This is a genomic window from Amycolatopsis sp. NPDC051373 (genome assembly GCF_040689465.1).
Taxonomy (GTDB): Bacteria; Actinomycetota; Actinomycetes; order Mycobacteriales; family Pseudonocardiaceae; genus Amycolatopsis.
Map to the genome: position 1 here is coordinate 127,203 of NZ_JBFBAE010000027.1, position 22,935 is coordinate 150,137.

At 70.6% G+C, this 22,935-nt stretch carries 24 protein-coding genes; 17 read left to right on the forward strand and 7 right to left on the reverse strand.

The window, feature by feature from the left end:
- Positions 1–118: 118 nt before the first annotated feature.
- The gene (locus AB0383_RS38560; RefSeq protein WP_364188645.1) at positions 119–757 is read right to left on the reverse strand and encodes a TetR/AcrR family transcriptional regulator; all 639 of its coding nucleotides are present in this window, start codon (positions 755–757) and stop codon (positions 119–121) included.
- A gap of 31 nt (positions 758–788) precedes the next feature.
- Here AB0383_RS38560 and AB0383_RS38565 point away from each other — a divergent pair, with 31 nt between their 5' ends.
- Positions 789–2,006 (forward strand): erythromycin esterase family protein, encoded by a 1,218-nt coding sequence (locus AB0383_RS38565; protein WP_366189901.1) that lies wholly within the window; start codon positions 789–791, stop codon positions 2,004–2,006.
- On the opposite strand, the gene AB0383_RS38570 is transcribed toward AB0383_RS38565, so the two are convergent.
- Positions 2,003–2,326, reverse strand: coding sequence for a DUF4288 domain-containing protein (locus AB0383_RS38570; RefSeq protein WP_366189902.1), 324 nt, complete (start codon positions 2,324–2,326; stop codon positions 2,003–2,005). The two genes, AB0383_RS38565 and AB0383_RS38570, sit on opposite strands and share 4 nt — an antisense overlap.
- A gap of 176 nt (positions 2,327–2,502) precedes the next feature.
- Between AB0383_RS38570 and AB0383_RS38575 the strand changes: the two genes are divergently transcribed.
- The 3 genes from AB0383_RS38575 to AB0383_RS38585 all read left to right on the forward strand — a co-directional run bounded on the left by AB0383_RS38575 (position 2,503) and on the right by AB0383_RS38585 (position 7,835).
- The gene (locus AB0383_RS38575; RefSeq protein WP_366189903.1) at positions 2,503–3,396 is read left to right on the forward strand and encodes a S8 family peptidase; all 894 of its coding nucleotides are present in this window, start codon (positions 2,503–2,505) and stop codon (positions 3,394–3,396) included.
- Between the two features lie 142 nt (positions 3,397–3,538).
- The gene (locus AB0383_RS38580) at positions 3,539–6,916 is read left to right on the forward strand and encodes a pyruvate carboxylase (RefSeq protein WP_366189904.1); all 3,378 of its coding nucleotides are present in this window, start codon (positions 3,539–3,541) and stop codon (positions 6,914–6,916) included.
- A gap of 121 nt (positions 6,917–7,037) precedes the next feature.
- A complete protein-coding gene (locus AB0383_RS38585) occupies positions 7,038–7,835 on the forward strand; it encodes an arginase family protein (RefSeq protein ID WP_366189905.1) in 798 nt (265 codons plus the stop codon).
- A gap of 153 nt (positions 7,836–7,988) precedes the next feature.
- Here AB0383_RS38585 and AB0383_RS38590 read toward each other — a convergent pair whose 3' ends face one another.
- The 5 genes from AB0383_RS38590 to AB0383_RS38610 all read right to left on the reverse strand — a co-directional run bounded on the left by AB0383_RS38590 (position 7,989) and on the right by AB0383_RS38610 (position 13,230).
- Positions 7,989–8,375, reverse strand: coding sequence for a GntR family transcriptional regulator (locus AB0383_RS38590; protein WP_364188628.1), 387 nt, complete (start codon positions 8,373–8,375; stop codon positions 7,989–7,991).
- Positions 8,376–8,504: a hypothetical protein gene (locus AB0383_RS38595; protein WP_364188625.1), complete on the reverse strand. Its 129-nt coding sequence runs from the start codon at positions 8,502–8,504 to the stop codon at positions 8,376–8,378.
- A gap of 14 nt (positions 8,505–8,518) precedes the next feature.
- The gene (locus tag AB0383_RS38600) at positions 8,519–9,097 is read right to left on the reverse strand and encodes a hypothetical protein (RefSeq protein WP_366189906.1); all 579 of its coding nucleotides are present in this window, start codon (positions 9,095–9,097) and stop codon (positions 8,519–8,521) included.
- A 297-nt stretch (positions 9,098–9,394) separates the two neighbouring features.
- A complete protein-coding gene (locus AB0383_RS38605; RefSeq protein WP_364188619.1) occupies positions 9,395–10,390 on the reverse strand; it encodes an LLM class flavin-dependent oxidoreductase in 996 nt (331 codons plus the stop codon).
- A 716-nt stretch (positions 10,391–11,106) separates the two neighbouring features.
- The gene (locus AB0383_RS38610) at positions 11,107–13,230 is read right to left on the reverse strand and encodes an ATP-binding domain-containing protein (protein ID WP_364188616.1); all 2,124 of its coding nucleotides are present in this window, start codon (positions 13,228–13,230) and stop codon (positions 11,107–11,109) included.
- A gap of 121 nt (positions 13,231–13,351) precedes the next feature.
- Here AB0383_RS38610 and rsmD point away from each other — a divergent pair, with 121 nt between their 5' ends.
- The 13 genes from rsmD (at position 13,352) to AB0383_RS38675 (ending at position 22,821) form a co-directional block, all read left to right on the forward strand.
- A complete protein-coding gene (gene rsmD / locus AB0383_RS38615) occupies positions 13,352–13,918 on the forward strand; it encodes a 16S rRNA (guanine(966)-N(2))-methyltransferase RsmD (RefSeq protein WP_366189907.1) in 567 nt (188 codons plus the stop codon).
- A gap of 52 nt (positions 13,919–13,970) precedes the next feature.
- Positions 13,971–14,453, forward strand: a complete 483-nt coding sequence (coaD, locus tag AB0383_RS38620; RefSeq protein WP_366189908.1) for a pantetheine-phosphate adenylyltransferase — start codon at positions 13,971–13,973, stop codon at positions 14,451–14,453.
- 216 nt (positions 14,454–14,669) lie between these two features.
- Entirely contained in the window at positions 14,670–15,383 is a 714-nt protein-coding gene (locus tag AB0383_RS38625) for a ribonuclease domain-containing protein (RefSeq protein WP_364188608.1), read from the forward strand.
- Positions 15,384–15,554: 171 nt separating this feature from the next.
- Entirely contained in the window at positions 15,555–16,283 is a 729-nt protein-coding gene (locus tag AB0383_RS38630; RefSeq protein WP_366189909.1) for a DivIVA domain-containing protein, read from the forward strand.
- 68 nt (positions 16,284–16,351) lie between these two features.
- Positions 16,352–16,969: a YceD family protein gene (locus AB0383_RS38635; RefSeq protein ID WP_364188605.1), complete on the forward strand. Its 618-nt coding sequence runs from the start codon at positions 16,352–16,354 to the stop codon at positions 16,967–16,969.
- 75 nt (positions 16,970–17,044) lie between these two features.
- Complete coding sequence (gene rpmF / locus AB0383_RS38640) at positions 17,045–17,227, forward strand: 50S ribosomal protein L32 (protein WP_220237671.1); 183 nt, start codon at positions 17,045–17,047, stop codon at positions 17,225–17,227.
- A gap of 14 nt (positions 17,228–17,241) precedes the next feature.
- Positions 17,242–17,997: a ribonuclease III gene (gene rnc / locus AB0383_RS38645; protein ID WP_354882244.1), complete on the forward strand. Its 756-nt coding sequence runs from the start codon at positions 17,242–17,244 to the stop codon at positions 17,995–17,997.
- Between the two features lie 47 nt (positions 17,998–18,044).
- Positions 18,045–18,908 (forward strand): bifunctional DNA-formamidopyrimidine glycosylase/DNA-(apurinic or apyrimidinic site) lyase, encoded by an 864-nt coding sequence (gene mutM, locus AB0383_RS38650; RefSeq protein ID WP_366189910.1) that lies wholly within the window; start codon positions 18,045–18,047, stop codon positions 18,906–18,908.
- 51 nt (positions 18,909–18,959) lie between these two features.
- Positions 18,960–19,391 (forward strand): helix-turn-helix domain-containing protein, encoded by a 432-nt coding sequence (locus AB0383_RS38655; RefSeq protein ID WP_220237674.1) that lies wholly within the window; start codon positions 18,960–18,962, stop codon positions 19,389–19,391.
- A 3-nt stretch (positions 19,392–19,394) separates the two neighbouring features.
- Positions 19,395–19,937 (forward strand): hypothetical protein, encoded by a 543-nt coding sequence (locus AB0383_RS38660; RefSeq protein ID WP_366189911.1) that lies wholly within the window; start codon positions 19,395–19,397, stop codon positions 19,935–19,937.
- Positions 19,934–21,130, forward strand: a complete 1,197-nt coding sequence (locus AB0383_RS38665) for an MAB_1171c family putative transporter (protein WP_366189912.1) — start codon at positions 19,934–19,936, stop codon at positions 21,128–21,130. The genes AB0383_RS38660 and AB0383_RS38665 overlap by 4 nt, the downstream gene beginning before the upstream one ends.
- 102 nt (positions 21,131–21,232) lie before the next feature.
- Positions 21,233–21,556 carry a PadR family transcriptional regulator gene (locus tag AB0383_RS38670; RefSeq protein WP_220237677.1) on the forward strand — a complete coding sequence of 108 codons (324 nt, stop codon included), beginning with the start codon at positions 21,233–21,235 and terminating at the stop codon, positions 21,554–21,556.
- The gene (locus tag AB0383_RS38675) at positions 21,553–22,821 is read left to right on the forward strand and encodes a hypothetical protein (protein WP_366189913.1); all 1,269 of its coding nucleotides are present in this window, start codon (positions 21,553–21,555) and stop codon (positions 22,819–22,821) included. Before AB0383_RS38670 ends, AB0383_RS38675 begins: the two co-directional genes overlap by 4 nt.
- Positions 22,822–22,935 lie beyond the last annotated feature (114 nt).

Below are 22,935 nucleotides of genomic sequence, written 5' to 3' on the forward strand. Positions count from 1 at the left end.
CATCAGCGCACGTTCAGAGATCTTGGCTTCCCATCGCCGCATGGCCTGCGTTGCCATCCGCGATGAAGAGACAATCACCGCGCTCACAACTCGTCGCCCCCCAACGGCGACGCCGAGGTCAAGCCCCTGATTCCGCGCCCCCACCCGCTGTATCCCGCACGAAAACACCAGCCCGCGCCGCCGCAGCAGCAGCCTCCGCCGCCACCCGCGCGTCAGCCGCCGTCAGTGACTCCCGGGAGATGAACAGCCGGTAGAAGATCGGCCCGCTCGCCACCCGCACCACCTCCGCCGCGTCGGTCCCGTCCGGCACCTCGCCCCGCGCGATCGCCCGCGTGACCATCACCGCCGAGCGGCCGTGCCGGTCCTCGTAGAACCCGTGCAGCGCCTCCGCCGCACGCGGGGAGTGGAAGGCCGCCAGCACTGACGCCGTTGGGAGCTCGCGCAGGCCGGGCTCGGTGAAGTACTGCACGAGTTCCAGCAGCGTCTCCGTCAGGTCGCCGGCCAGGGAGCCGGTGTCGGGCGCCGTCCACGGCTGTTCGGTGCCTAAGCGGAGCGCGGCGGCCACGAGCCCGTCCGTCGACTCCCAGCGGCGGTAGATCGTGGTCTTGTGCACCCCCGAACGGTCGGCGACCGCGTCCACCGTCAAGTTCGTGAAGCCGCGCTCCGCGAGCAGGTCGAGCGTCGCCTGCAGCACGGCGAGGCGCGTGCGTTCCGTGCGCCCACCCGGTCGGCGGGTTCCGGCCGATTCGCTTGCCAAGTGCGACTCCAGTTGCGTTAGTGTGCCCAGTATGCCAGACCTCGACTTCCGTACGCCTTTCTCACCCGACGACGTCTCACCGATCGCCGACCTGATCGGAGACGCGCGCATCGTCGCGATCGGGGAGAACAATCACCACATCCGCGAGTTCGGCGAGCTCCGCAACCGGCTGCTGCGCCACCTCGTCGAGGAACACGGCTTCACCGTGCTCGGGTTCGAGTCGGGATTCGCCGAGGGCGAGCTTGTCGATGGCTGGCTGCGAGGCGCTCCCGGTGACGTCGCCGAAATCGGGCGAGACGGCTTCACCTTCTCCCTCGGCGACTCACCCGAGGCGCACGACATGCTCACCTGGCTCCGCGGCCACGGCGGCGTCCGCTACGCCGGCCTCGACGTCCCGAGCTCCGGCGGCTCACCGGTGCCCGCGCTGAAGGCCGTGCAGCGCTACCTCGAGGACGTCGCCCCGGACGTCGTCCCGCTGGTCGAGGCCGGCCTCACCGCTTCGGAGCCGTACGCGTCCGTCAGCAGTGCCGTCGCCCCTGGCCGTTACGCGGCGATGGCCGCCCCCGCGCGCGACGCCGCAACGGCTGCCTTCACCGCTCTCCTGTCCCACCTGAAATCGCTGGCACCCGTCTACTCGCAGTGGCGCGACCGGGACGCTCACGCCACCGCCGAGCACCACGCCCTCGGTGCCCTGCGCATCGACATGTACCTGCGCGAGCTGGCGGCGATGATGGCGGGCGTCGCGCCGCCGATGCAGAGTTCGTCGCGCGACACGTACATGGCGTCGACCGTGAAGCTGCTTCGCCGCCTATACGGCGAAGGGACGAAGATCGTCGTGATGGTCCACAACGGACACCTCCAGCGCGTCCCCTTCGCCGCGGCGCCCGGCATGGTCTTCCCCTCGGCCGGCACGCACCTGGCCGCCGAGTTCGGCGACGACTACTTCACCCTCGGCGTCACCGCCGGCACCGGGACCACCAGCGGCCTCACCCCGGACGAGGGCGAACGCCTCGGCTTTCGCGTCCACACCGAAGAGCTCCCGCCGCTGGCCGACGACAGCGTCGAAGCCACCCTCGCAGGCTCCGACGCCTGCCTCGTCGACCTGCGTGCCAACCGCGCGAAAGGCGTGGCGGGCCCGACGAGCATGCGCCACGCCCACATGTTCACCCAGGTCGACGTCGTCCAGGCGTTCGACGCCCTGGTCTACCTGCCGACGATGTCCGTCAGCGACCACGTGCCCCGGAGCTAGTCCGCCGTCAGCGGTTCGAATCGCCGATAGGCGGCGAAATCGCGGAAGTGCCGGGCGTACAGGTCGGCGTCGCGCGTGAGGTCGTCCTCGAGGGCCCGCGCGACGTCGACCACCCGCTTGCAGCGCAACGTGATCAGCTCGCCCTGCTCGTTGCGATGGCTGCCCGTCTCGCCTTCGACGCGCCGGGCCACGGCTTCGGCCGCTGCTTCTTCGCTTTCGGCGTACACGAGCACGAAGTCTTCGCGGTATAGCGGTTCGTACGTGGGCGAATCGCTCGTTGCCTCGTAGAGGACAACGGCGACGTACGCGTTGGCGGGCATCGTTCCCCCTGGTTCGCTCCATGATCACTTTCGCCGCGCGCCGGCGAGCGGGCAACCGGATTTCGAGCCCAAACACGGACCAGCCCATCGTGTGACGTCGAGTTGCCGTCGACGCGCGCCCGGGATACGACGCAGGAATGCGGAACCGAACGGCTCGTGGTCTTTTTTCGGCGACAATGGCGTTCCTGCTGGTGGCGGCGGGAAACTCGCCCGCGCTCGCGGCCGGCGGCACGCAGGTCAACCCCCCGAGCTGGGCGCTCGACCGGATCGATCAACGGACGGGCCTCGACCAGAAATACCGCTACGAATCCGACGCGGCCGACGTCACGGTCTACGTGATCGACAGCGGCGTCGACGCCAAACACCCCGACTTCCAGGGCCGGGTCCAGCCGGGCAAGGACTTCCTGACGGCCGGCGCCGACACGTCCGATACCAACGGCCACGGCACCCGCGTCGCCGGCATCGTCGCCGGCCGCAGCTACGGCGTCGCCAAGGCCGCGCAGATGTTCCCGGTCCGCGTGCTCGACAAGGACGGCGGCGGGTCCACCGACAACATCATCGCGGGCATCAACTGGGTCGCCCAGAACGCCCACCAGCCGGCCGTCGCCGTCCTCGGCATCGGCGGCGTCGCCAACGAGCAGCTGGACAACGCAGTGGCCGGCCTCGCCGCGGTGATGCCCACCGTCGTTCCCGCGGGCGAAGGCGGCGAAGACGACAGCCAAGTTTCGCCGGCGAGGGTCCCGGCCGCACTCACTGTCGCGGCGAGCGACGTGCAAGACCAGGTGGCGACTTTCTCGGATTTTGGGACGCCCGTCGACCTCTACGCGCCCGGCGTCGACATCCCGGCGCCGATCGCGGGATCGTCGGACGTCGGCACGTTATCGGGCACCTCGATGGCCGCGGCCGTCGTCGCAGGCGCCGCCGCCGTCTACCGATCCCTGCACCCGGATGCCGCGCCGGCCGACGTCGCCAAGGCGTTGGTGCAGGCAGCGACGCCGGACGTGGTGAAAAACGTGCCGTCCGGCACAGCCAACCGCCTGCTCTGCACCCTGGCCGCACCGACGTCCTGACTGTTGCGGCGAGCCTGAGATCCCCGCATCATGCACGCAGGTCGGCGCGAATGATGTCCATCACTTGGACTTCAGCTCCCGGAGGGCGAGAAGAACCGGGTAACGTGCCTTCACTACCGATCCGAAACCGGAAGGACCGGGCATGTTCCGCAAGGTGCTGGTGGCCAACCGCGGCGAGATCGCGATCCGAGCGTTCCGCGCAGGCTACGAACTGGGGGCGGGCACGGTTGCCGTGTTCCCGCACGAAGACCGCAACTCGCTCCATCGGCTGAAGGCCGACGAGGCCTACGAGATCGGGGAGCCCGGACACCCGGTGCGCGCCTATCTCTCCGTCGAGGAGATCGTCAAGGCCGCCAAGAAGGCGGGTGCCGACGCGGTTTACCCGGGTTACGGCTTCCTGTCGGAGAATCCGGACTTGGCGCTCGCCTGTGCGCAGGCGGGGATCACTTTCGTCGGCCCGAGCGCCGAAATTCTCGAGCTCACGGGCAACAAGGCGCGCGCCGTGAAGGCCGCGCGCGAGGCCGGCGTGCCGGTGCTGGGTTCGTCGGAGCCCTCCAGCGACGTCGACGCCCTGGTGGCCGTGGCCGACGACCTCGGTTTCCCGGTGTTCGTCAAGGCCGTCGCCGGGGGCGGTGGCCGCGGCATGCGGCGCGTCGAGGACCCGGCGATGCTGCGCGAGTCCATCGAAGCCGCGGCCCGCGAGGCCGAGTCGGCCTTCGGCGACCCGACGGTGTTCCTCGAGAAGGCCGTGGTCGAACCGCGGCACATCGAGGTGCAGATCCTCGCCGACGGCGAGGGCAACGTCATCCACCTCTACGAGCGCGACTGCTCCGTGCAGCGCCGCCACCAGAAGGTGGTCGAGCTCGCGCCCGCGCCGAACCTCGACCCCGAGCTGCGCGACCGCATCTGCGCCGACGCCGTGCGCTTCGCGCGCAAGATCGGCTACCGCAACGCCGGCACCGTCGAGTTCCTGCTCGACCGCCAGGGCAACCACGTGTTCATCGAGATGAACCCGCGGATCCAGGTCGAGCACACGGTGACCGAGGAGGTCACCGACGTCGACCTCGTGCAGTCGCAGCTGCGCATCGCCTCCGGCGAGACGCTGGCCGACCTCGGCCTCTCGCAGGACAAGATCTACCTGCGCGGCGCCGCGCTGCAGTGCCGCATCACCACGGAAGACCCGGCCAACGGCTTCCGCCCCGACACCGGCATGATCAGCGCCTACCGCTCCCCGGGCGGCTCCGGCATCCGGCTCGACGGCGGCACCGCGTTCTCCGGCACGGAGATCAGCGCCCACTTCGACTCGCTGCTCGTGAAGCTCACCTGCCGCGGCCGCGACTTCAAGACCGCCGTGGGCCGCGCCCGCCGCGCGGTCGCGGAGTTCCGCATCCGCGGTGTCTCCACGAACATTCCGTTCCTGCAGGCAGTGCTCGACGACCCGGACTTCCGCGAAGGCCGCGTCACCACGTCGTTCATCGAGGAACGCCCGCATCTGCTCACCGCCCGCCACTCGGCGGACCGCGGCACGCGCCTGCTCACCTACCTGGCCGACCAGACGGTGAATCGCCCCCACGGCGAGCGCCCGCGAACGCTCGACGCGACGGCGAAGCTGCCGAAGCTGCCCGCCGACGTGACTCCGCCGGACGGCTCGAAGCAGAAGCTCACCGAGCTGGGCCCGGCCGGCTTCGCCCGCTGGCTGCGGGAGTCGCCGATGCTCGGTGTCACCGACACGACCTTCCGCGACGCCCACCAGTCGCTGCTCGCCACGCGCGTGCGCACGAAGGATCTGCTGGCCGTGGCCCCGGTCGTCGCCGCGACTGTGCCACAGCTGCTGTCCCTCGAGTGCTGGGGCGGCGCCACCTACGACGTCGCCCTGCGCTTCCTGGCCGAGGACCCCTGGGAACGCCTCGAGCAGCTGCGCGAGGCCGTGCCCAACATCTGCCTGCAGATGCTGCTGCGCGGCCGCAACACCGTGGGCTACACGCCGTATCCCACCGAGGTGACGCACGCCTTCGTCGAGGAGGCGGCCGCCACCGGCATCGACATCTTCCGCATCTTCGACGCCCTCAACGACGTCGAGCAGATGCGGCCGGCCATCGAAGCCGTGCGCGAAACGGGTACCGCCGTCGCCGAAGTGGCGCTCTGCTACACCTCCGATCTCTCCGATCCACACGAAAACATCTACACGCTCGACTACTACCTCAAGCTGGCCGAGCAGATCGTGGGCGCCGGGGCGCACATCCTGGCCATCAAGGACATGGCCGGCCTGCTCCGCGCACCGGCCGCCGCCAAGCTCGTGACGGCGCTGCGCAAGGAGTTCGACCTCCCGGTGCACATCCACACGCACGACACCGCGGGCGGCCAGCTGGCCACCTACCTCGCCGCGATCCAGGCGGGCGCGGACGCGGTCGACGGCGCTGTGTCCTCCATGGCCGGCACCACCTCGCAGCCGTCGCTCGGCTCGATCGTCGCGGCGACCGACCACTCCGACCGCACCACGGGCCTCGACCTGCAGGCGATCGGCGACCTCGAGCCCTACTGGGAGAGCGTGCGCAAGATCTACGCGCCGTTCGAGGCCGGCCTCGCGTCGCCCACCGGGCGCGTGTACCACCACGAAATCCCGGGCGGCCAGCTGTCCAACCTGCGCACGCAGGCCATCGCGCTGGGCCTCGGCGACCGCTTCGAGGACATCGAGGCCATGTATGCCGCGGCCGACAAGATCCTCGGCCACCTCGTGAAGGTCACGCCTTCGTCCAAGGTGGTCGGCGACCTCGCGCTGCACCTCGTGGGCGCCGGCGTCTCACCCGCGGACTTCGAGGCCGAGCCCAACAAGTTCGACATACCGGACTCCGTGATCGGCTTCCTGCGCGGCGAGCTCGGCGACCCGCCGGGAGGCTGGCCGGAGCCGTTCCGCACCAAGGCTCTGGAGGGCCGTTCGGCGGCCAAGCCTGTGGCAGAACTGTCCGAAGAGGACCGCAAGGACCTCACCGACAACCGACGCGCAGCCCTGAACCGGCTGCTCTTCCCCGGCCCGACGAAGGAGTTCGAAGCCCACCGCGAGGCCTACGGCGACACGAGTGTGCTGTCCAGCAAGGACTTCTTCTACGGTCTGCGCCCGGGTGAGGAGTACGCGGTCGACCTGGAGCCCGGCGTCCGGCTGCTCATCGAGCTCGAAGCCATCGGCGAGGCCGACGAGCGCGGTGTGCGCACGGTGATGTCGACGCTCAACGGCCAGCTCCGGCCGATCCAGATCCGCGACCGTTCCATCGCCTCGGACGTCCCCGCGACCGAAAAGGCCGAGAAGGGCAACCCGAAGCAGATCGCTGCTCCCTTCGCCGGTGTGGTGACGCTGCAGGTGGCGGAAGGCGATCAGATCGAGGCCGGCGCGACCGTGGCGACGATCGAGGCCATGAAGATGGAAGCTTCGATCACCGCGTCGGCGGCGGGCAAGGTCGGTCGGTTGGCGATCACCTCCGTTCAGCAGGTCGAGGGCGGGGACCTCCTCATCGTGCTCGAGTAGCGCGCCGCGGCGCCAGTTTCGACCGTCGCGAACGGTCCATTCGTGCCATCACGGCGCGAATGGACCGTTCGCGCCGTCTCGGGCTCGTCTCGACCGGCGTCGCCGCGCTAACGTCGGGCGCATGCTGATCAACGCGGTGCCGCAGTGGCAGGGCGCGATCGGCCCCCGGGCACGGGGACTGGTCGAGGGCTGCCTCGCGCTTTCCGAGCTGGCCGGGCACGTCCTCGGCCTGCCGGTGCACCACATCCACCAGGACCCCGGAACATCCGACGCGGTGTCGGGCGTCGCCAACCGGGCCGTGCTCACGGGCACGAACCGAGGGGCGCAACTCGCCGCGCTCGAAGCACCTGGCGGCCCGGTCCTGACGATCGGCGGCGACTGCGGAGTCGAGCTCGTGCCGATCGGCGTCGCGCGGTACCGCTACGGCCCGGCGCTCGGCGTCGCCTGGTTCGACGCGCACCCGGACCTGAACACGGCCTCGTCATCGCTGTCCGGCGCGTTCCACGGCATGGTGCTGCGGTCGCTGCTCGGCGAAGGCGACGAGCAGTTCGCGGCGAGCCCGGCTGTCGAAGCCGGCCGGGTGGCCCTGTTCGGAACGCGGGCTTTCGACGCCCCGGAGGAAGAGGCCATCGGCCGAGGTTTGGCTGTACACACCGACAATGCCGTCGTGACGCTGCGCGAGTCCGGCGTCGAGCAGGTGTACTTGCACCTTGACCTCGACGTCTTGGACCCGGCGTCCTTTGGTGGCGTGAACTACCCGGAGCCCGGTGGGCTGACAGTCAGCGAGCTTGTCCGGGCGATCGATGAACTGTCCGAAATGGACGTCATCGGCGCGGGGATCACGGAATGCGTGGGCACGGAGCTCGAGGTTCTCGAGCCCGTGATCGCCGCGGTGGGGAGGGTGCTGCTGCAAAACTGAACCCGTTTGCCCACGGGCGGATTCCGCTTCGGCGGTGATCTCTTCGCCCCGGTGCGCGACCACGAGTGAGTACGGCCAGAAGGAGGTGTGCCCGAGCCGTACCGGAGATGGTCTGCGAAGTGGCGAAAAGCTCGCCGGCCGGGGTCTAGGGGATCACTGTTGGCCCTGCGGAAAGTCGCTGAGGGCTGCACGCGCGGCGTCGACCGCTTCCCTGGGATCGACGCCCAGCTCTCGAACGCGCTGGGCGTACTCGGTGGCAGCGTCGCGGAGCAGTGACGCGCGGTCCGGCCGCTCGGCCGAGCCGGTGACGACGGTTCCCTTGGCGCGAGCCGTGGTCACCCAGCCGGCGGCCTCGAGTTCGCGGTAGACGCGGGCGATCGTGCCGGAGGCGAGCCCGAGGTCTCGGGCGAGCTGACGGATCGGCGGCAGCCGGGCGTCGATCGGCAGCGCGCCGGTGCCGATCGCGCGGACGATCTGGTCGCGGACCTGACGCCAGGGCGCGACGCCGTTGTCGGCGTCGACGGTCACTCGCAACGGCATCTACTTCGCCGTCGCGGTCGCGGGCAGTCTCCGCGGCGGCGTGGCGATCGCGATGAACGCGGCCAGTGTCACGACGAACGCCAGGAACGACGCCAGGTTGCTGCCGGACCAGCCGGTCGTGGCGCACATGCCGGTGGCGAGCGTCAGCGCGACACGCGCGCTGCGGCCCGCAGCGCCAGGTCGATGTCGGGGTTACCTGCCGCCGGCCGGCGGACGGCGAGAAGCACCACGCCCCACGCGACGACGGTGGCCGCGGCGGTCACGCCGAACAACGTCCACTGCCCGGTCGCGGCGAGGTGCACCGTGGCGGCGAGCGCGGCCAGCGAGGTCACGACGATCGCCCATTTCGGGGCGTAGTCGAGAATGCCGCGCGGGGCCAGCACGGCTTCGCGGCGTGCGCTCGGAGCCGGGCGTTGCGCGAGTACCTCGGCGATCAGCCCGCCGAAGAGGAGCACGGTCATGATCGCGCTGACGTCGTTGGCGTTGGCGAAATCCGCCGCGCCAGGGATCAACGGGAGGCCCACGAACAGCCACGGATACCAGAGCCTGCGGCGGCGCAAGTAGCGCACGGCCACGGACACCTGGTCCGGGGTCGCGTCCGGCAAGCCCCATTTGGCGAGCAGGCGCGCGCCCTGGCGCCGGCCTGGCCAGAGCACGAACAGGATGGCCAGGCCGAACAAGCCGCAAACGATCGCGACTGGGACCACATTGTCGACGTGCATGGCGTGAGCCCCCCTTGTTTTGTGCCAACCACATGGTACAAGACCAAGAGGGTGTTGCGCAGATCGGTCGCGCCCTTAGCTCCGTGGGCGTTGTTGACCTGGTCGTCCCGGTGGCGAAAGACCCACGAGTCTTCTGCCGACGGGCGGATCTCGTCTCCGGTCGATCGTGTCCGCTGTTGCCGCGGATTGGCCACTGAATGGCCGGCGGTGGTTGCCGGGTCTGTCCGCGACGTGGCGGCCGGAGAGCGGAAAAGAAAATCCCGGCCACCCGGGCCGGGATCTCTCTTCTGCGTGTCGTCAGTTCTTGAGGTCCGCCAAGATCTCGTAGGAGCGCAGACGGTCTTCGTGCCCGTGGACCATGGTGGTGACCATGAGCTCGTCGGCGCCCGTGTCGGCGAGGAGCTGGTCGAGTCCCTTTCGGACGGTCTCGGGCGAGCCGATGATGCTCGAGCCGAACCGGTCGGCGAGGAACGCGCGGTCCATCTCCGTGTACGGGTACTCGGCGGCTTCCTCGGGCGTCGGCAGCGCGATGGGACGGCCGCGGCGAAGGCTGAGGAACGTCAGCCCGCTGGGGCCGGCCAGGAACTGCGCGCGCTCGTCGGTCTCCGCGGCGACCACGGACACGCCGAGCATCACGTACGGCTCGGCCAGCGTCTCGGACGGGCGGAAGTTCTCCCGGTAGAGCTGCACGGCCGGCAGCGTGTTCTCGGCCGCGAAGTGGTGCGCGAAGGAGAACGGCACACCGAGGCGGCCGGCCAGCTGCGCGCTGAAGCCGGACGAGCCCAGCAGCCACAGCGGCGGCTTGTTGCCCTCGGCGGTCACGGCATTGACGCCGCGCGCCGGGTCGGTCTCGAAGTACTCGAGCAGCTCCATCAGCTGCTCGGGGAAGTTCTCGGCGGACAGCCCGCCGGGGCCGCGCAGCGCGAGTGCCGTGCGCTGGTCGGTGCCGGGCGCGCGCCCGATGCCGAGGTCGATGCGGTTCGGGTGCAGCGCCTCCAGCGTGCCGAACTGCTCGGCCACGACGAGCGGCGCGTGGTTGGGCAGCATGATGCCGCCCGACCCCACCCGGATCGACTCCGTGGCGTCGGCGACGGTCCCGATCAGCACCACCGTGGCCGAGCTGGCGATGCCCGGCATGTTGTGGTGCTCGGCGAGCCAGTAGCGGCGGTACCCCAGCCGCTCGGCGTGCCGGGCTAGGTCGATGGTGTTGCGCAGCGCTTCGCCGACCCCGTGCCCGTCCGAGACGGGGGAGAGGTCGAGCACGGACAGCGGGACGTCAGGCAGAGAACTCACGCTGAGCAGTAACGCATACGACGGCTGTTCCCTTCCCGGCGAGTCAGGGTCGGGTGGCCGGCGTTCGGTCGAGATCGGAGACACCGACGGTTCCCCGCCGGATGGCGAGAGTTTCGCCACTCGGCGGCGAATCCGTGGTCGGGCCGGGGCCGGGCTTGCGGCCACGGTCAACTCGGGGCGCGTGGCCTCAGCCGGAGTGCCGGGTTCGGTGGTGCGTGTCTTGGTCGCCGCGGCAGGCGAGGCCGTCGCCGATCAGTGGCGAATCCGGGTTGCGCCGTGTCGTCGGGGCCGCGTGTCCGGCGGCGGGGCGCGGACGCGGACGAGTCGGAGAGGGCGGCGGCGGGGCCCTGCTTGTGGCCAGCCTCACGGTCGGGCGATGGGGTGCGGGTCTCTTGCACGCGCAGCGTGCGCTGGCGGGCGAGGTCATTCGGCGTCTCGGTCGCGCGGCTGTCGCCGATCAGCGGCGAACCGGCGCCCGGCCTGCCCCGGCCACGGCGGCGCGGCCGGCCGAGGCGCGCGGCCGGCCAGCGCTTGCGGGCCTGGGAGCGCGGCGGCTGCGGGGCCTGGGAGCTCGGCGGGCGCGGGGCCTGGGCGCGCGGCGGGCGCAGGGCCCGAGAAGTCCGGTCGACCCGATCACCCGGCCAAGACCGGAGATGCCGAACGAGACGGGGCGTCGCCGCTGAGAGGCGAACGGCTGAAGGTGAGCGGGCGGAGGGTCAGGTGGTGGGCAGCCAGTCCGGGTTCGAGGCCAGGACGATCAGGTGCTGCGTCGCCCGGGTGAGAGCGACGTAGAGGACGCGGCGGCCGGTGGAGGACTCGGTGACGAGGTCCATGGGCTCGACGAGGACGACGGCGTCGTACTCGAGGCCCTTGGAGTCGAGGCTGCCGACGACCTTGAGGCGTTCGTCGGTCTCGTCGGTGAACCAGGCGGTGACCTCGGGGACGCGGTCCATGGCCGTGATGACGCCCACGGTGCCTTCGACGGAGCCGAGGAGTTCCTTGACCGCGGCCTGCGTCGCGCCTTCCAGGGCGCCGGCCTCGACGGGGCGGACCTCGGGCTCGATGCCGGTGGTGCGGACGGCGCGGGGAAGCTCGTCGGCCTGGGCGTGGCCGGTGACGACCTTCGCGGCGAGGTCGAAGATCTCCGCGGAGTTGCGGTAGTTGGTGCGCAGCGTGAAGCGGCGGCGCGTGGTCTTCACGCCGAAGGCCTGGTCGCGTGCGGCGGCGGCCTCGTCGGGGTCGGGCCAGGAGCTTTGCACCGGGTCGCCGACGACGGTCCAGCTGGCGTACTTGCCGCGGCGGCCGACCATGCGCCACTGCATGGGGGACAGGTCCTGGGATTCGTCGACGACGACGTGGGAGTACTCGTCGTAGTGCTCGGGCCGGTGGGTGCCGCCGCCGGTGGTGCCGCGCTCGGGCTCAGCCTCGAGGACGGTCTGGCGCCGGCGTCGCTTGGGCTCGGGGCCGACGAGGACGCGCACCTCGTCGAGCAGGGCGACGTCGGCGACGGACCAGCCGCGCGAACGGTCGGCGAAGTCGGCGGCCAGGAGGGAGATCTCGTGGCGGTTGAGCACGCCCTTCGCGGCCGCGGCGAGGCGCTTCTCGTCGCCGAGCCACTTGAGGATCTGCGCCGGGTACAGGACTGGCCACCAGACGACGAGGAAGCGGTGGAACTCGATGCGCTCGCCGAGGTCGCTGATTAGCTCTGCGCGGTCGAGCTGCTTGCCGTCGGCCTTCGCGTACTCCTCGGCCTTGTCGGCGAGCGCGCCCAGCAGCAGCTCGGCCGTGCGCACGCGCGCGCGATTGGGCGGTGCGCCCTGGGTGTGGGCCTTCCGACGGACCTTCTCCAGCTCGCGCGCCGAGAGCTTGAGCACCTCGCCGCGGTAGACGATGCGCATCTCCTGCGGCGATTCCGGCGGTGTGTCGCGCAACGCGCGCAGCAGCACCTTCCGCATGCGCAGCGAACCCTTGATCGCGGCGAGCTCGGAGGTGTCCTGGCGGGTAGCGGCGAGGCCGTCGAGCACCTCGCCGAGGGCGCGCAGCTCCACGTTCGTCTCGCCCATCGACGGCAACACCCGCGAGATGTACGTCGTGAACACCCCGGACGGCCCGATCACGAGCACGCCGGCGCCCCCGAGCTGGCGGCGGTGGCGGTAGAGCAGATACGCGGCGCGGTGCAGGGCGACGGCCGTCTTGCCCGTGCCCGGACCGCCCGTGATCTCGGTGACACCGCGCCACGGCGCGCGGATGACCTCGTCCTGTTCCTTCTGGATCGTGGCGACGATGTCGCGCATCTTCTCGCCGCGGGAACGGCCGAGCGCGGCCATCAGCGCGCCCTCGCCGACGACCTGCATGTCCTCGGGCACGGCGTCGGGGATCAGCACGTCGTCGTCGACATCGAGCACGTTCTGACCGGAGCAACGGATGACGCGGCGGCGCACCACGTCCATCGGCTCCTCGGCCGTGGCCTGGTAGAACGCCGCGGCGGCGGGCGCGCGCCAGTCGGTGACGAGGTTGTCGAACTCGTTGTCGCGGATGCCGAGGCGGCCGACGTAGATGTGGTCGCGGTCGAGGTGGTCGAGCCGGCCGAACACGAGGCCCTCGTACTCGGCGTCGAGCGTCTGGAGGGTCTGATTGGCGTGGAAGACCATCATGTCGCGTTCGAAAAGCATCGAGGCTTGTTCGAAAATCGCCTCGCGCTGGGCGCCTTGCCCCAGCTCGTATCCCTTCGTGCGCATCGCCTCGGCCTGTACCCGCAGCTCTGCGAGCCGGGTGTAGACCCGATCCACGTGGGCCTGCTCGACGGCGATCTCCGCCCGTCTCACCCGGGGTTCCGACACGCAACGCTCCTAAACGACTCGATGCCTCACGAGGGCGAAGAACGACTGTACGCGCCCGCGCGCGCGAGATTCAGCAAGTCCTGCCCAACGCCACACCGCGACGTTCGGCGAAGATGGCGGGGTGACGAGGATCGTGGCGGGGAAGGCGGGCGGCCGGCGGCTCAAGGTGCCGCCCAAGGGGACCCGCCCGACGTCCGAACGCGTACGCGAAGCGCTGTTCAACGCGCTCGAAGTGGCCGGTGAACTCGACGGCACCCGCGTGCTCGACCTCTACGCCGGCTCCGGCGCCCTCGGCCTCGAAGCCCTCTCCCGCGGCGCCGCCGACGCCTGGTTCGTGGAGGCCGACCGCCGCGCGGCCGACGTGCTGCGCGGCAACGTCGGCGCCCTGGGCCTGGGCGGCACCGTCCGTGCCGCCCCCGTGGAGGCCGTGGTCGCCGCCCCCGCGCCCGCGCGGTTCGACGTGGTGCTGGCCGATCCGCCGTACGCCGTGGACGCCGCCGCGCTCGGCTCCGTGCTGGCTGCGCTCGACGAGGGCGGCTGGCTCGCCGACGGCGCCCTGGTGGTGATCGAACGTGCCGCTCGCGACGGCGCGCCGGACTGGCCTGGCGCCTACACGCCCACGCGCGACAAGAAGTACGGCGACACCGCCCTGCACTGGGCGGAGTACACGCGTCGATCGCAGGTGTGACGCAGCAGTCACGAAGTGCGCGCGCAGCGTCGCGGCTTGGTAGCGTCCGCGCATGCGGCGTGCGGTCTGTCCCGGTTCCTACGATCCGGCCACCAACGGACACCTCGACATCATCGAGCGGGCCTCCGTCCTCTTCGACGAGGTAGTGGTCGCGGTGGGGGTGAACAAGAGCAAGAAGGGCCTCTTCACCGTCGAGGAACGGCTGGAGATGCTGCGTGAGATCACCGCGAGCCTCCCCAACGTGCGCGTGGACTCGTGGCAGGGCCTGCTCGTGGACTACTGCCGCGAGAACGACATCGCGGCCGTCGCCAAGGGCCTGCGCTCGGTCAGCGACTTCGACTACGAGCTGCAGATGGCCCAGATGAACCGCGAGCTCACCGGCCTCGAGACGCTGCTGATGGCCAACAACCCGGCCTACGGCTTCGTCTCCAGCTCGCTGGTGAAGGAGGTCGCGGCGCTCGGCGGCGATGTCGAGCGGCTCGTGCCGCCGGTGGTGTTCGAACGGCTCCGCAAGGTGTTCCCGCACCAGGGCTGAGCGCGGTCCCGGACGAAAAGCGCTCGTTCGCGAACAAGACCCGTTTCGTACCCGAACACGATCCGCTTGCTCGCAAACAAGAGCCGAGCGGTTTCGCACGTTCACCCGGCGCATTCGCCCGAACGGGTTGCGACCATCGTCGGGACTTCGGGGAACGCTCGAAGCTGTTCACTTGACGGCAGCCTCGCGACCATCCGATCGGGTTACGGTCCGAAAATGGCCAACCACCGTTCGCGTTTAGCGACCGTCCTGTTCGCGCTGCTGGTCGGATTCCTCGGGCTGGGCACCGCCGCGGTCGCGGCGCCCGCTGCCCCGGCGGCGCCGGCGTCCGTGCTGCAGAACTCCTGCGGCAACCTGTCGGGCTTCTCGCACACGTCGCTGTCCTCGCTCCCCGCGGAGGCGACGACGACCTACAACCTGATCCAGAAGGGCGGGCCCTTCCCGTACCCGAAGAACGACGGCGTCGTCTTCGACAACCGTGAAGGCATCCTGCCGTCCTGCTCCTCCGGCTACTACCACGAGTACACCGTGCCCACGCCCGGTGCGAGCAACCGCGGCACGCGCCGGATCATCACCGGCCAGGGCGGCGAGTACTTCTACACCGGCGACCACTACGAGACCTTCAAGGTCATCGACGTCAACGGTGGTGGTGGCGGCGACACCGGCTCCTGCGGCGACCTCTCGGGCCTGGCGAAGATCGGCTACTCCACCCTGTCCTCGGCCGCGAAGTCGGTCGTGAACCAGGTGCGCAGCGGCGCGACCGGCCAGACCTACGAGAACCGCGAGGGCGTGCTGCCGGCCTGCGCCGCGGGCTACTACCAGCTGTTCCCGGTGGGCACCAACGACCGCGTGATCAAGGGCAAGGGCGGCGAGCTGGCCTACACGCCGGACCGTTACTCCACTTTCAAGCGCATCGACCTCAACTCCTGAAACCCCCGACGCGCCTGCGTGCCGCCCCACCCGCGCCGGGTGGGGCGGCACGCTGCGTCATGAGTCGTTCGCAAGAGGACACGCCCAGTCCGGCGCGCGTTCACCGCTTCAGGCCGGCAAGCGGGCAGACTGATCGGTAGCGAACGGGGATTACTGCTTGAGGGAGTGGCCGTGTACCGGGTTTTCGAGGCACTCGACGAGCTCGTCACGATCGTCGAAGAGGCCCGCGGGGTGCCCATGACGTCCAGCTGCGTCGTGCCGCGCGGCGACGTCCTCGAGCTGCTCGACGACGTCCGCGACGCGCTGCCCGGCGAGGTCGACGACGCTCAGGACGTGCTCGACAAGCGCGACGACCTCCTGCACGCCGCCCGCAAGGAAGCCGGCGAGACGGTGGCCGGCGCCAACGAAGAGGCCGAGCGCACGGTGTCCGACGCCGCGTCGGAGGCCGAGCGGACCCTCGCCGACGCGCGCGCCCGCGCCGAGCAGATGATGGGCGACGCCCACAACGAGGCCGAGCGCATGGTCGCCGCCGGGCAGGCCGAGTACCAGAACCTCACCGACCGCTCCCGCGCCGAGTCCGAGCGCATGATCCAGGCCGGCCGCGACGCCTACGAGCGCGCCATCGAGGACGCCCGCGCCGAGCAGACGCGGCTGGTCTCGCAGACCGAGGTGGTCCAGGCCGCGCACGCCGAGTCGGCCCGCATCGTCGACGAGGCCCACGCCGAGGCCGACCGCCAGCGCGCCGACTGCGACGCGTACGTGGACGGCAAGCTCGCCGAGTTCTCGGAGCTGCTCGCGACCACGCTGCGGACCGTCGACTCGGGCCGCAACCACCTGCGTTCGCCGGTGAACCTGGGCGGCAGCGGCGGCCGTCCGACGCTGTACGACTACCAGGTCTGACCCCCTGCGGGAGTGACGCTCGGCACCAGCGCGAAACCACTGGCGCACCCTGCGTACCCTGGTATGCGATGTCAGAGAACCCTGCCCAGAACACCCGCCCCGCACAGCTGGATGACAAGAGCCCGTGGGTGGTCGACACCCGTGAGCTCGGCCGCCGCGCCGGCCTGAGCCGCGAGGTGCGCCGGAGCGTGCCGCTCGACGCCGCCCTCGGTGTGCCCGACGTCATCTCGCTCGAGGCCGGCTCCGTCCTCGAGCTCGACCTGCTCCTCGAATCCGTGGTCGAGGGTGTGCTGGTCAGCGGCACGGCGAGCGCCACCGCCACCGGCACGTGCTCGCGCTGTCTCGACCCCCTCACCGAGGAGATCGAGGTCGACCTCACGGAGCTGTTCGCCTACCCCGGTACGGCCACGGAGGAGACCACCGACGAGGACGAGATCCCGCGGCTGGTCGACGACCGGATCGACCTCGAACCGATCGTCCGCGACGCCCTGGTCCTGGCCCTTCCCCTCGTGCCGCTGTGCGAGGAGGACTGCGCCGGGCTGTGCACCGAATGCGGCGTCAAGTGGGCCGATCTCGAGCCCGGACACGGGCATGAGAAGATAGATCCTCGGTGGGCCGCGCTGGTCGAGCGATTCGACGAGAACGCGGGCGAAAAGCCTGCGCACGGCTCCGGAGAGCAAGCCTGACGAGCGTCCAGCTCGATCCGGGAGAAGTCAGTTCGGCTCGTGAACGCGGGCAGACAGTCTGAAGGAGATCTACTCGTGGCCGTCCCGAAGCGGAAGATGTCGCGATCCAACACGCGCGCGCGCCGCAGCCAGTGGAAGGCGGCTCCGGTTCAGCTGGTGCCCTGCTCCAACCGCGCCTGCCGTCAGCCGAAGCTCCAGCACATCGCGTGCCCGACGTGCGGCCAGCACAACGGCCGCCAGGTCGTCGAGCCCGCCTGATCGGGCAGCCGACCATGGGGGGTAAGTCCGCCGGGGGACCCGCGGCCGATCCCATCACACTGCTCGAGGCGCTCGGGGTCGAATTCGACCCCGAGCTCCTTCGGCTTTCGCTGACCCACCGTTCGTACGCGTACGAGAACGGTGGGCTCCCGCCCAACGAGAGGCTGGAGTTCCTCGGCGACGCGGTGCTCGGCCTGGTCGTCACGGACCACCTGTACACCACGCACCCGGACCTGCCGGAAGGCCAGCTCGCGAAGCTGCGCGCCAGCGTCGTCAACATGCACGCGCTGGCGGGTGTCGCCCGTGGGCTGGGTGAGGGCGGGCTCGGGGCGCACCTGTTGCTGGGCAAGGGCGAAGAGCTCACCGGCGGCCGGGACAAGGCGAGCATCCTCGCCGACGGTCTCGAAGCCGTGATCGGTGCCACCTACCTGGCTCACGGCATCGAGGTCGCGCGCAAGCTCGTGCACCACCTCTTCGACGGCCTGCTGGCCGAGGCGCCCCTGCGCGGGGCCGGTCTCGACTGGAAGACCAGCTTGCAGGAGCTCACCGCTTCCTCCGGTCTCGGCGTGCCCGAGTACCGCGTGGAGGACACCGGTCCGGACCACCGCAAGGAGTTCACCGCCACGGTGCTCGTCGCGGGTCGTCCGCTGGGCGACGGTTCCGGCACCACGAAGAAGGAAGCCGAGCAGAAGGCCGCCGAAACGGCGTGGCGCGCCCTCTCCGAAGAGCTGGGCCACGGCTCCGACGGTTCGGCCAAGTCCGAAGGCTGACGCCCGCCGGTCCGGAACTGTCGTACCGGACGGGCAGAATGGACGCCATGCCCGAACTTCCCGAGGTCGAGGTCGTGCGCGCCGGCCTTGAGGCCCACGTGGCCGGTCGCACCGTCAGCAAGGTCGAGGTCCTGCACCCGCGCGCGATCCGCAGGCATGCCCTCGGCGCCGAAGACTTCACCGGTCGGCTGGCCGGTGTCGTGGTCGAGGCCGCGCGCCGGCGGGGCAAGTACCTGTGGCTCGAGCTGTCGCACGGTGAGGCCGTGCTCGCGCACCTCGGCATGAGCGGCCAGATGCTGGTGCAGCCCGAGGGCACGCCCGACGAGAAGCACCTGCGCGTGCGCGTCCGCTTCGACGACGACGGTCCGGAGCTGCGGTTCGTGGACCAGCGCACGTTCGGCGGCCTCGCGCTCGACGATCTCGCCGACGTCGAAGGCGACCTGCTGCCCGCCACCATCGCCCACATCGCGCGCGACCCGATGGACGCGCGGTTCGACCCGGCCGCTGCGGTGAAGGCGTTGCGCTCGCGGCGCACCGAGGTCAAACGCGCACTGCTGGACCAGACCCTCGTCTCCGGCGTCGGCAACATCTACGCCGACGAAGCCTTGTGGCGCACCAAGTTGCACGGCACCCGGCCCACCGACAAGCTCACCAACGCCCAGGGGAGTGCGCTGCTGGCCGCCGCCGGCGAGGTGATGAACGCCGCGCTCGCCGTGGGCGGCACGTCCTTCGATGCCTTGTACGTCAACGTGAACGGGCGATCCGGGTACTTTTCGCGTTCCCTCGACGCGTACGGCCAGGAGGGACTACCGTGCCGCCGGTGCGGAACGGCGATCCGGCGGGAACCGTTCATGAACCGCTCGTCCTACTCCTGCCCGAAGTGCCAGCCGCGGCCCCGCAGCTCGCGTTGATGCGCCTGTCGGGGCGATCAACTAGAATGAACGCGGCGGAAGAGGAGCAGCATGACGGAGCCGGACAGATCGTCGCTGGCCGACAAGATCGACCAGCTGTTCCACGTCGTGCGCCGGCCCGACCGCGAGCAATACAGCCACGAGGAGGTCGCCCGCGCGTGCCGTGAGGCGACGGGGGAGAGCTTCTCCACCACGTACCTCTGGCAGCTGCGCACCGGGCGTCGTGACAACCCCACGAAGCGTCATCTCGAGGCGCTCGCGCAGTTTTTCGGCGTTCCTCCGGCATACTTCTTCGACGACGAGCAGAGCGTGAAGATCGCGGAAGAGCTGGCGTTGCTCGGCGCCTTGCGCGACGCCGGTGTCCGCGACGTGGCGCTGCGGGCCATCACGCTCTCGCCGGACGGGCTCGACACGATCAGCGACATGATCGACGCGATCGCCCGGAGGGAGGCCGCGCGAAGCGGTGTGAAGAAGGAGGACTGAGCGGTGGCGGACCGGCAGCGCGAGCTCTGGCGACGGTGCCGTCGCCTGGCCGAGGCGCCGGCGCTGCCCGAGCCCTTCGACGCCGCCGAGTTCGTGGCGGGCATCGCCGCCGGTCGCGGCCGGCCCATCGAGCTGATGCCGGTGAACGCGCCGTCCGGCGGGCCGTGCGGCTTGCTGATGAGCACCGCGCGCGCCGACTACATCCTCTATCCCACCTACACCACGGCCCTGCACCGGCGCCACATCCTGCTGCACGAGGTGGGCCACCTGCTGTGCGGGCACGTCGGGTCCGACGCCTGCGCTGAAGGCGCGGCGATCGACACGGCCGTGAGCCGCGCGTTGATGCCGAACCTTTCCCCCGAGCTGGTCCGCCGCGTTTTGGGGCGGACCACGTATTCGGCCGTGGAGGAGCAGGAAGCCGAGCTCGTGGCGTCGTTGCTCGCCCAGCGCGTGGCGAAGGTGCAGGCGCCGCGGCCGGAACCGGACAGCGGCATGGCCCGCATGGACGACATGTTTGGTGGCCGCCCGCGCCGCCGGAACCCGTGATCGAGACGCTGGCGTACCTGGCCTGCGTGCTCGGGTTCGCCGGCTTCGGCGTGAAGCTGCTCGAGGCCGGGCGCGACCAGCCGGCGCGCACGCTGTGGTTCCTCGCGGGGTTCGGCATCTGCATCGCGCTCGGCATCACCGACGGCATGCCGGCGATGGACGAGCTGGCCGGCCACCACCGCTGGTACGCCGAGTACGCGCCGCTCGCCGGCGACCTCGCCAAGTTCGGCGCGATCGGGTTCACGGTCGCGTTCACGCGCTCGATGCGCTTCGGCGCCGACGCGCGCCTGGGCTGGCACGCGGTGCTGTCGTGGTTCGTGATCGTGGTGGAGATCGTGCTGTTCACGCTTGCGGGCCCGGACCGCTCGGGCAACGAGACGGTCGTCGCCGCTGAGGGGCGACCGTTCCTGATCGCGTACGAGCTGGTGTTCGTCGTGTACGGCGTGCTCAGCCTGACCCTCGTTGCTGTGTTCTTCGCGCGCTTCGCCACGCGCGCCCGCGCGGGTTCGCTTCGCACCGGGCTGTGGTTGATCTTCGCCGGCGTGGTGGCGGCGGTGGCGTGGACGTTGTGGGATCTCGACGACGTGGCCGCACTCATCTCGGATGGCCGTGTCGGGGCGACGGAGGACCTGCCGGCCGCGGTGCTGGGGGCCACTTGTGTGGTGCTCGCGGTGGCGGGGTCGACGTTGTCGGTGTGGGGGCCGTCGCTCGCCACGCCGTTCCGCTGGGTGCGCGCGTACCGCGGCTACCGCCGGATCGAGCCACTGTGGACGGTGCTGCGCGACGCCGTGCCGGGCATCGCCCTGGATCCGGCGAGCGGGCTCGGGCGCGGTGCGGAGTTCGCGCTCTACCGGCGCGTGATCGAGATCCGCGACGGGCATCTCGCGCTGCGGCCGTACTTCGACCCGGACCTGCCCGCGCGCGTGGTGGACCGCGCGCGGCGTGACGGCGTGCCGACGCGCCGGGTGGCCGCGACCGTCGACGCCGCCACGCTCGCGGCGGCCCTCGTCGCGCGCGAAGCGGACCACCGGTTCCAGCCCGACGATGCCGACGCGCCCGCGAGCCGGGCCGTGGCTGCCGACGTGAGTGCCGAGGCCGCGTGGCTCATCGAGGTGACGCGCGCGTGGCGGCGCTCGGCTCTGGTGGCCGACGTGCGGCGCGAAACCCGGCGTGAGCTGGGCGTTCCGGCCTGATCTTCACCTCTGTGCGCGGATGGTTTCCGCCGAATGGCCGTCCGCCGTGCGCACTACTGCGCAATGCGTGGTACCGTTCCAAACGCAAGACTGGAGGGTGCCGTGGAGATCAGTCAGCTGCTCAAGGGAGTGCTGGACCTGGCGGTGCTGGCCGTGCTTCGCGAAGACGATGGGTACGGCTACGACGTGCTCCGAAGACTTCGCGTGGCCGGCCTGGAGGAAGTGGGTGACGCTTCCGTCTACGGCACGTTGCGCCGGCTGTACAAGGCCGGGTTGCTGACGTCGTACGTCGTGCCGAGCGAAGAGGGCCCGCACCGTAAGTACTACAGCCTGAACGAGCCGGGGAGAGCGCGGCTGCAGGAGTCGGGGAAGACGTGGGCGAGTTTCGCGTCGACGATGAACGGGTTACTGGGAGAGGCAGCATGAGTACGGAGAAGCCCACCGCGGTGCGCGTGTACCTGGCGAGGGTCCGCACCGCGCTCGGCGATCTGCCCGCGGGGGAGATCGAGGAGATCCTGGAGGACGTCCGGCCGCACCTGGCCGAGATGGAAACCGAGCTGGGGGCCCACGCGCGCGTCGAGCAGCTCATCGAACGGCTCGGCTCGCCGGAGAGCTATGCGGCCGAGCTGCGTGCGTCCGGGGGTTATCCGCCGGCGCCCGCGGGTGCCGAAGCGGCCACGGCCGTGCTGGCTCCGGCGAAGGCCCCGAGCCTGTTCGCGGCGCGATTTGCCTTGTGGGGCTTGGTGTTCTGCGCCGCTGGGCTCGCGTTGTTCGCGTTCGCGGCGGCGGTGAGCCTCGACCCGGACAGGTTGCTGGGTCTGCTGCTCCTGGCGCCGGTGTTCGCGTTGAGCCTGATTTTCCTGTTCCACCGCGGGGTTTCGGCCGTGCTGGAGCTGCCCGAGGTCGTGCGGACGCGGGAGTCGGTGCGGTCGTGGCGCTCGAACCGTGAGGGCGACAAGGCTGTGGCGTACCTGCGTACGCTGAAGCCCGCGTGGTGGGTGGTGTGCGCGGTGGCCCTGATCGGGTTCGGCCTGCTGCTCATGGTGCGGCACTCGTACGCGCTGCTGCTGCTGCCGTTCCTCATCGCGGCCGCCGCGGCGGTGGTCTGGGCCGGGCCGAAGACCGGCAGCGACCGGCGGCTGCTGTGGATCGCGGTGCCGGTGTCGGCGTTCGTGATCGGCGGCGCGTTCGGCGGCTTCGGCGCGGCGATCGACCTGATCACGCACCGCACGTACTACCCGGACACGACGTCGTACTCCTCGCCGTCCACGGACACCTATGGCAACCAGCAGCTGCGGTACGGCAACGAGGACGTCGACAACGTCTACGCCTTCGACGCTGCCGGCAAGCCGCTCACGGACGTCTACCTCTACGACGACCAGGGCCGGCCGCTGACCGTCACCCGCTACGGCTGCGAGCAGGACAGCGGCACCCGCTCGAAGGTCGGCGAGGACAACCGCTTCCCGCGCCCGCAGCTTGTCCAGGGCGTCCAGGACGCCAACGGCAACCGCGACGGCTACAACGGCTACCTCGGGTATTGCCACGAGGAGACGGGCGTGCCTTTTGCCGCGGCGATCCCGAAGCCGGTGACTTCGCCGCCGAGTGCTCCTTCCAGCGCACCTGCCAAGCCGACGTCGTCGGCCCCGGCGAAGACGACGTCGCCGACCAGTCCTGCTCCGCCGACGAGGTAGAGCGCGCGAGGGGCCGGGGGAGCAGAGGTCGGGGCTGCTCACTCCGGCTCAGGCTGGGGAAACGTCAATCAGAGCATGTGCGGACGGTTGGTAGTTTCTTAGACTGTTCGTGCT

What these genes read in the sequence shown, in the direction of transcription:
- AB0383_RS38675 (WP_366189913.1), top strand. Translation starts at nt 21,553, where the DNA reads ATGAGTACGGAGAAGCCCACCGCGGTGCGCGTGTACCTGGCGAGGGTC.
- AB0383_RS38595 (WP_364188625.1), bottom strand. Translation starts at nt 8,504, where the DNA reads ATGTGCGCCACGACCGGCTGGTCCGGCAGCAACCTGGCGTCGTTCCTG.
- AB0383_RS38625 (WP_364188608.1), top strand. Translation starts at nt 14,670, where the DNA reads ATGGCCAACCACCGTTCGCGTTTAGCGACCGTCCTGTTCGCGCTGCTG.
- AB0383_RS38655 (WP_220237674.1), top strand. Translation starts at nt 18,960, where the DNA reads ATGACGGAGCCGGACAGATCGTCGCTGGCCGACAAGATCGACCAGCTG.
- coaD (WP_366189908.1), top strand. Translation starts at nt 13,971, where the DNA reads ATGCGGCGTGCGGTCTGTCCCGGTTCCTACGATCCGGCCACCAACGGA.
- AB0383_RS38570 (WP_366189902.1), bottom strand. Translation starts at nt 2,326, where the DNA reads ATGCCCGCCAACGCGTACGTCGCCGTTGTCCTCTACGAGGCAACGAGC.
- AB0383_RS38565 (WP_366189901.1), top strand. Translation starts at nt 789, where the DNA reads ATGCCAGACCTCGACTTCCGTACGCCTTTCTCACCCGACGACGTCTCA.
- AB0383_RS38600 (WP_366189906.1), bottom strand. Translation starts at nt 9,097, where the DNA reads ATGCACGTCGACAATGTGGTCCCAGTCGCGATCGTTTGCGGCTTGTTC.
- AB0383_RS38575 (WP_366189903.1), top strand. Translation starts at nt 2,503, where the DNA reads ATGGCGTTCCTGCTGGTGGCGGCGGGAAACTCGCCCGCGCTCGCGGCC.
- AB0383_RS38585 (WP_366189905.1), top strand. Translation starts at nt 7,038, where the DNA reads ATGCTGATCAACGCGGTGCCGCAGTGGCAGGGCGCGATCGGCCCCCGG.
- rnc (WP_354882244.1), top strand. Translation starts at nt 17,242, where the DNA reads ATGGGGGGTAAGTCCGCCGGGGGACCCGCGGCCGATCCCATCACACTG.
- AB0383_RS38635 (WP_364188605.1), top strand. Translation starts at nt 16,352, where the DNA reads ATGTCAGAGAACCCTGCCCAGAACACCCGCCCCGCACAGCTGGATGAC.
- AB0383_RS38580 (WP_366189904.1), top strand. Translation starts at nt 3,539, where the DNA reads ATGTTCCGCAAGGTGCTGGTGGCCAACCGCGGCGAGATCGCGATCCGA.
- AB0383_RS38590 (WP_364188628.1), bottom strand. Translation starts at nt 8,375, where the DNA reads ATGCCGTTGCGAGTGACCGTCGACGCCGACAACGGCGTCGCGCCCTGG.
- mutM (WP_366189910.1), top strand. Translation starts at nt 18,045, where the DNA reads ATGCCCGAACTTCCCGAGGTCGAGGTCGTGCGCGCCGGCCTTGAGGCC.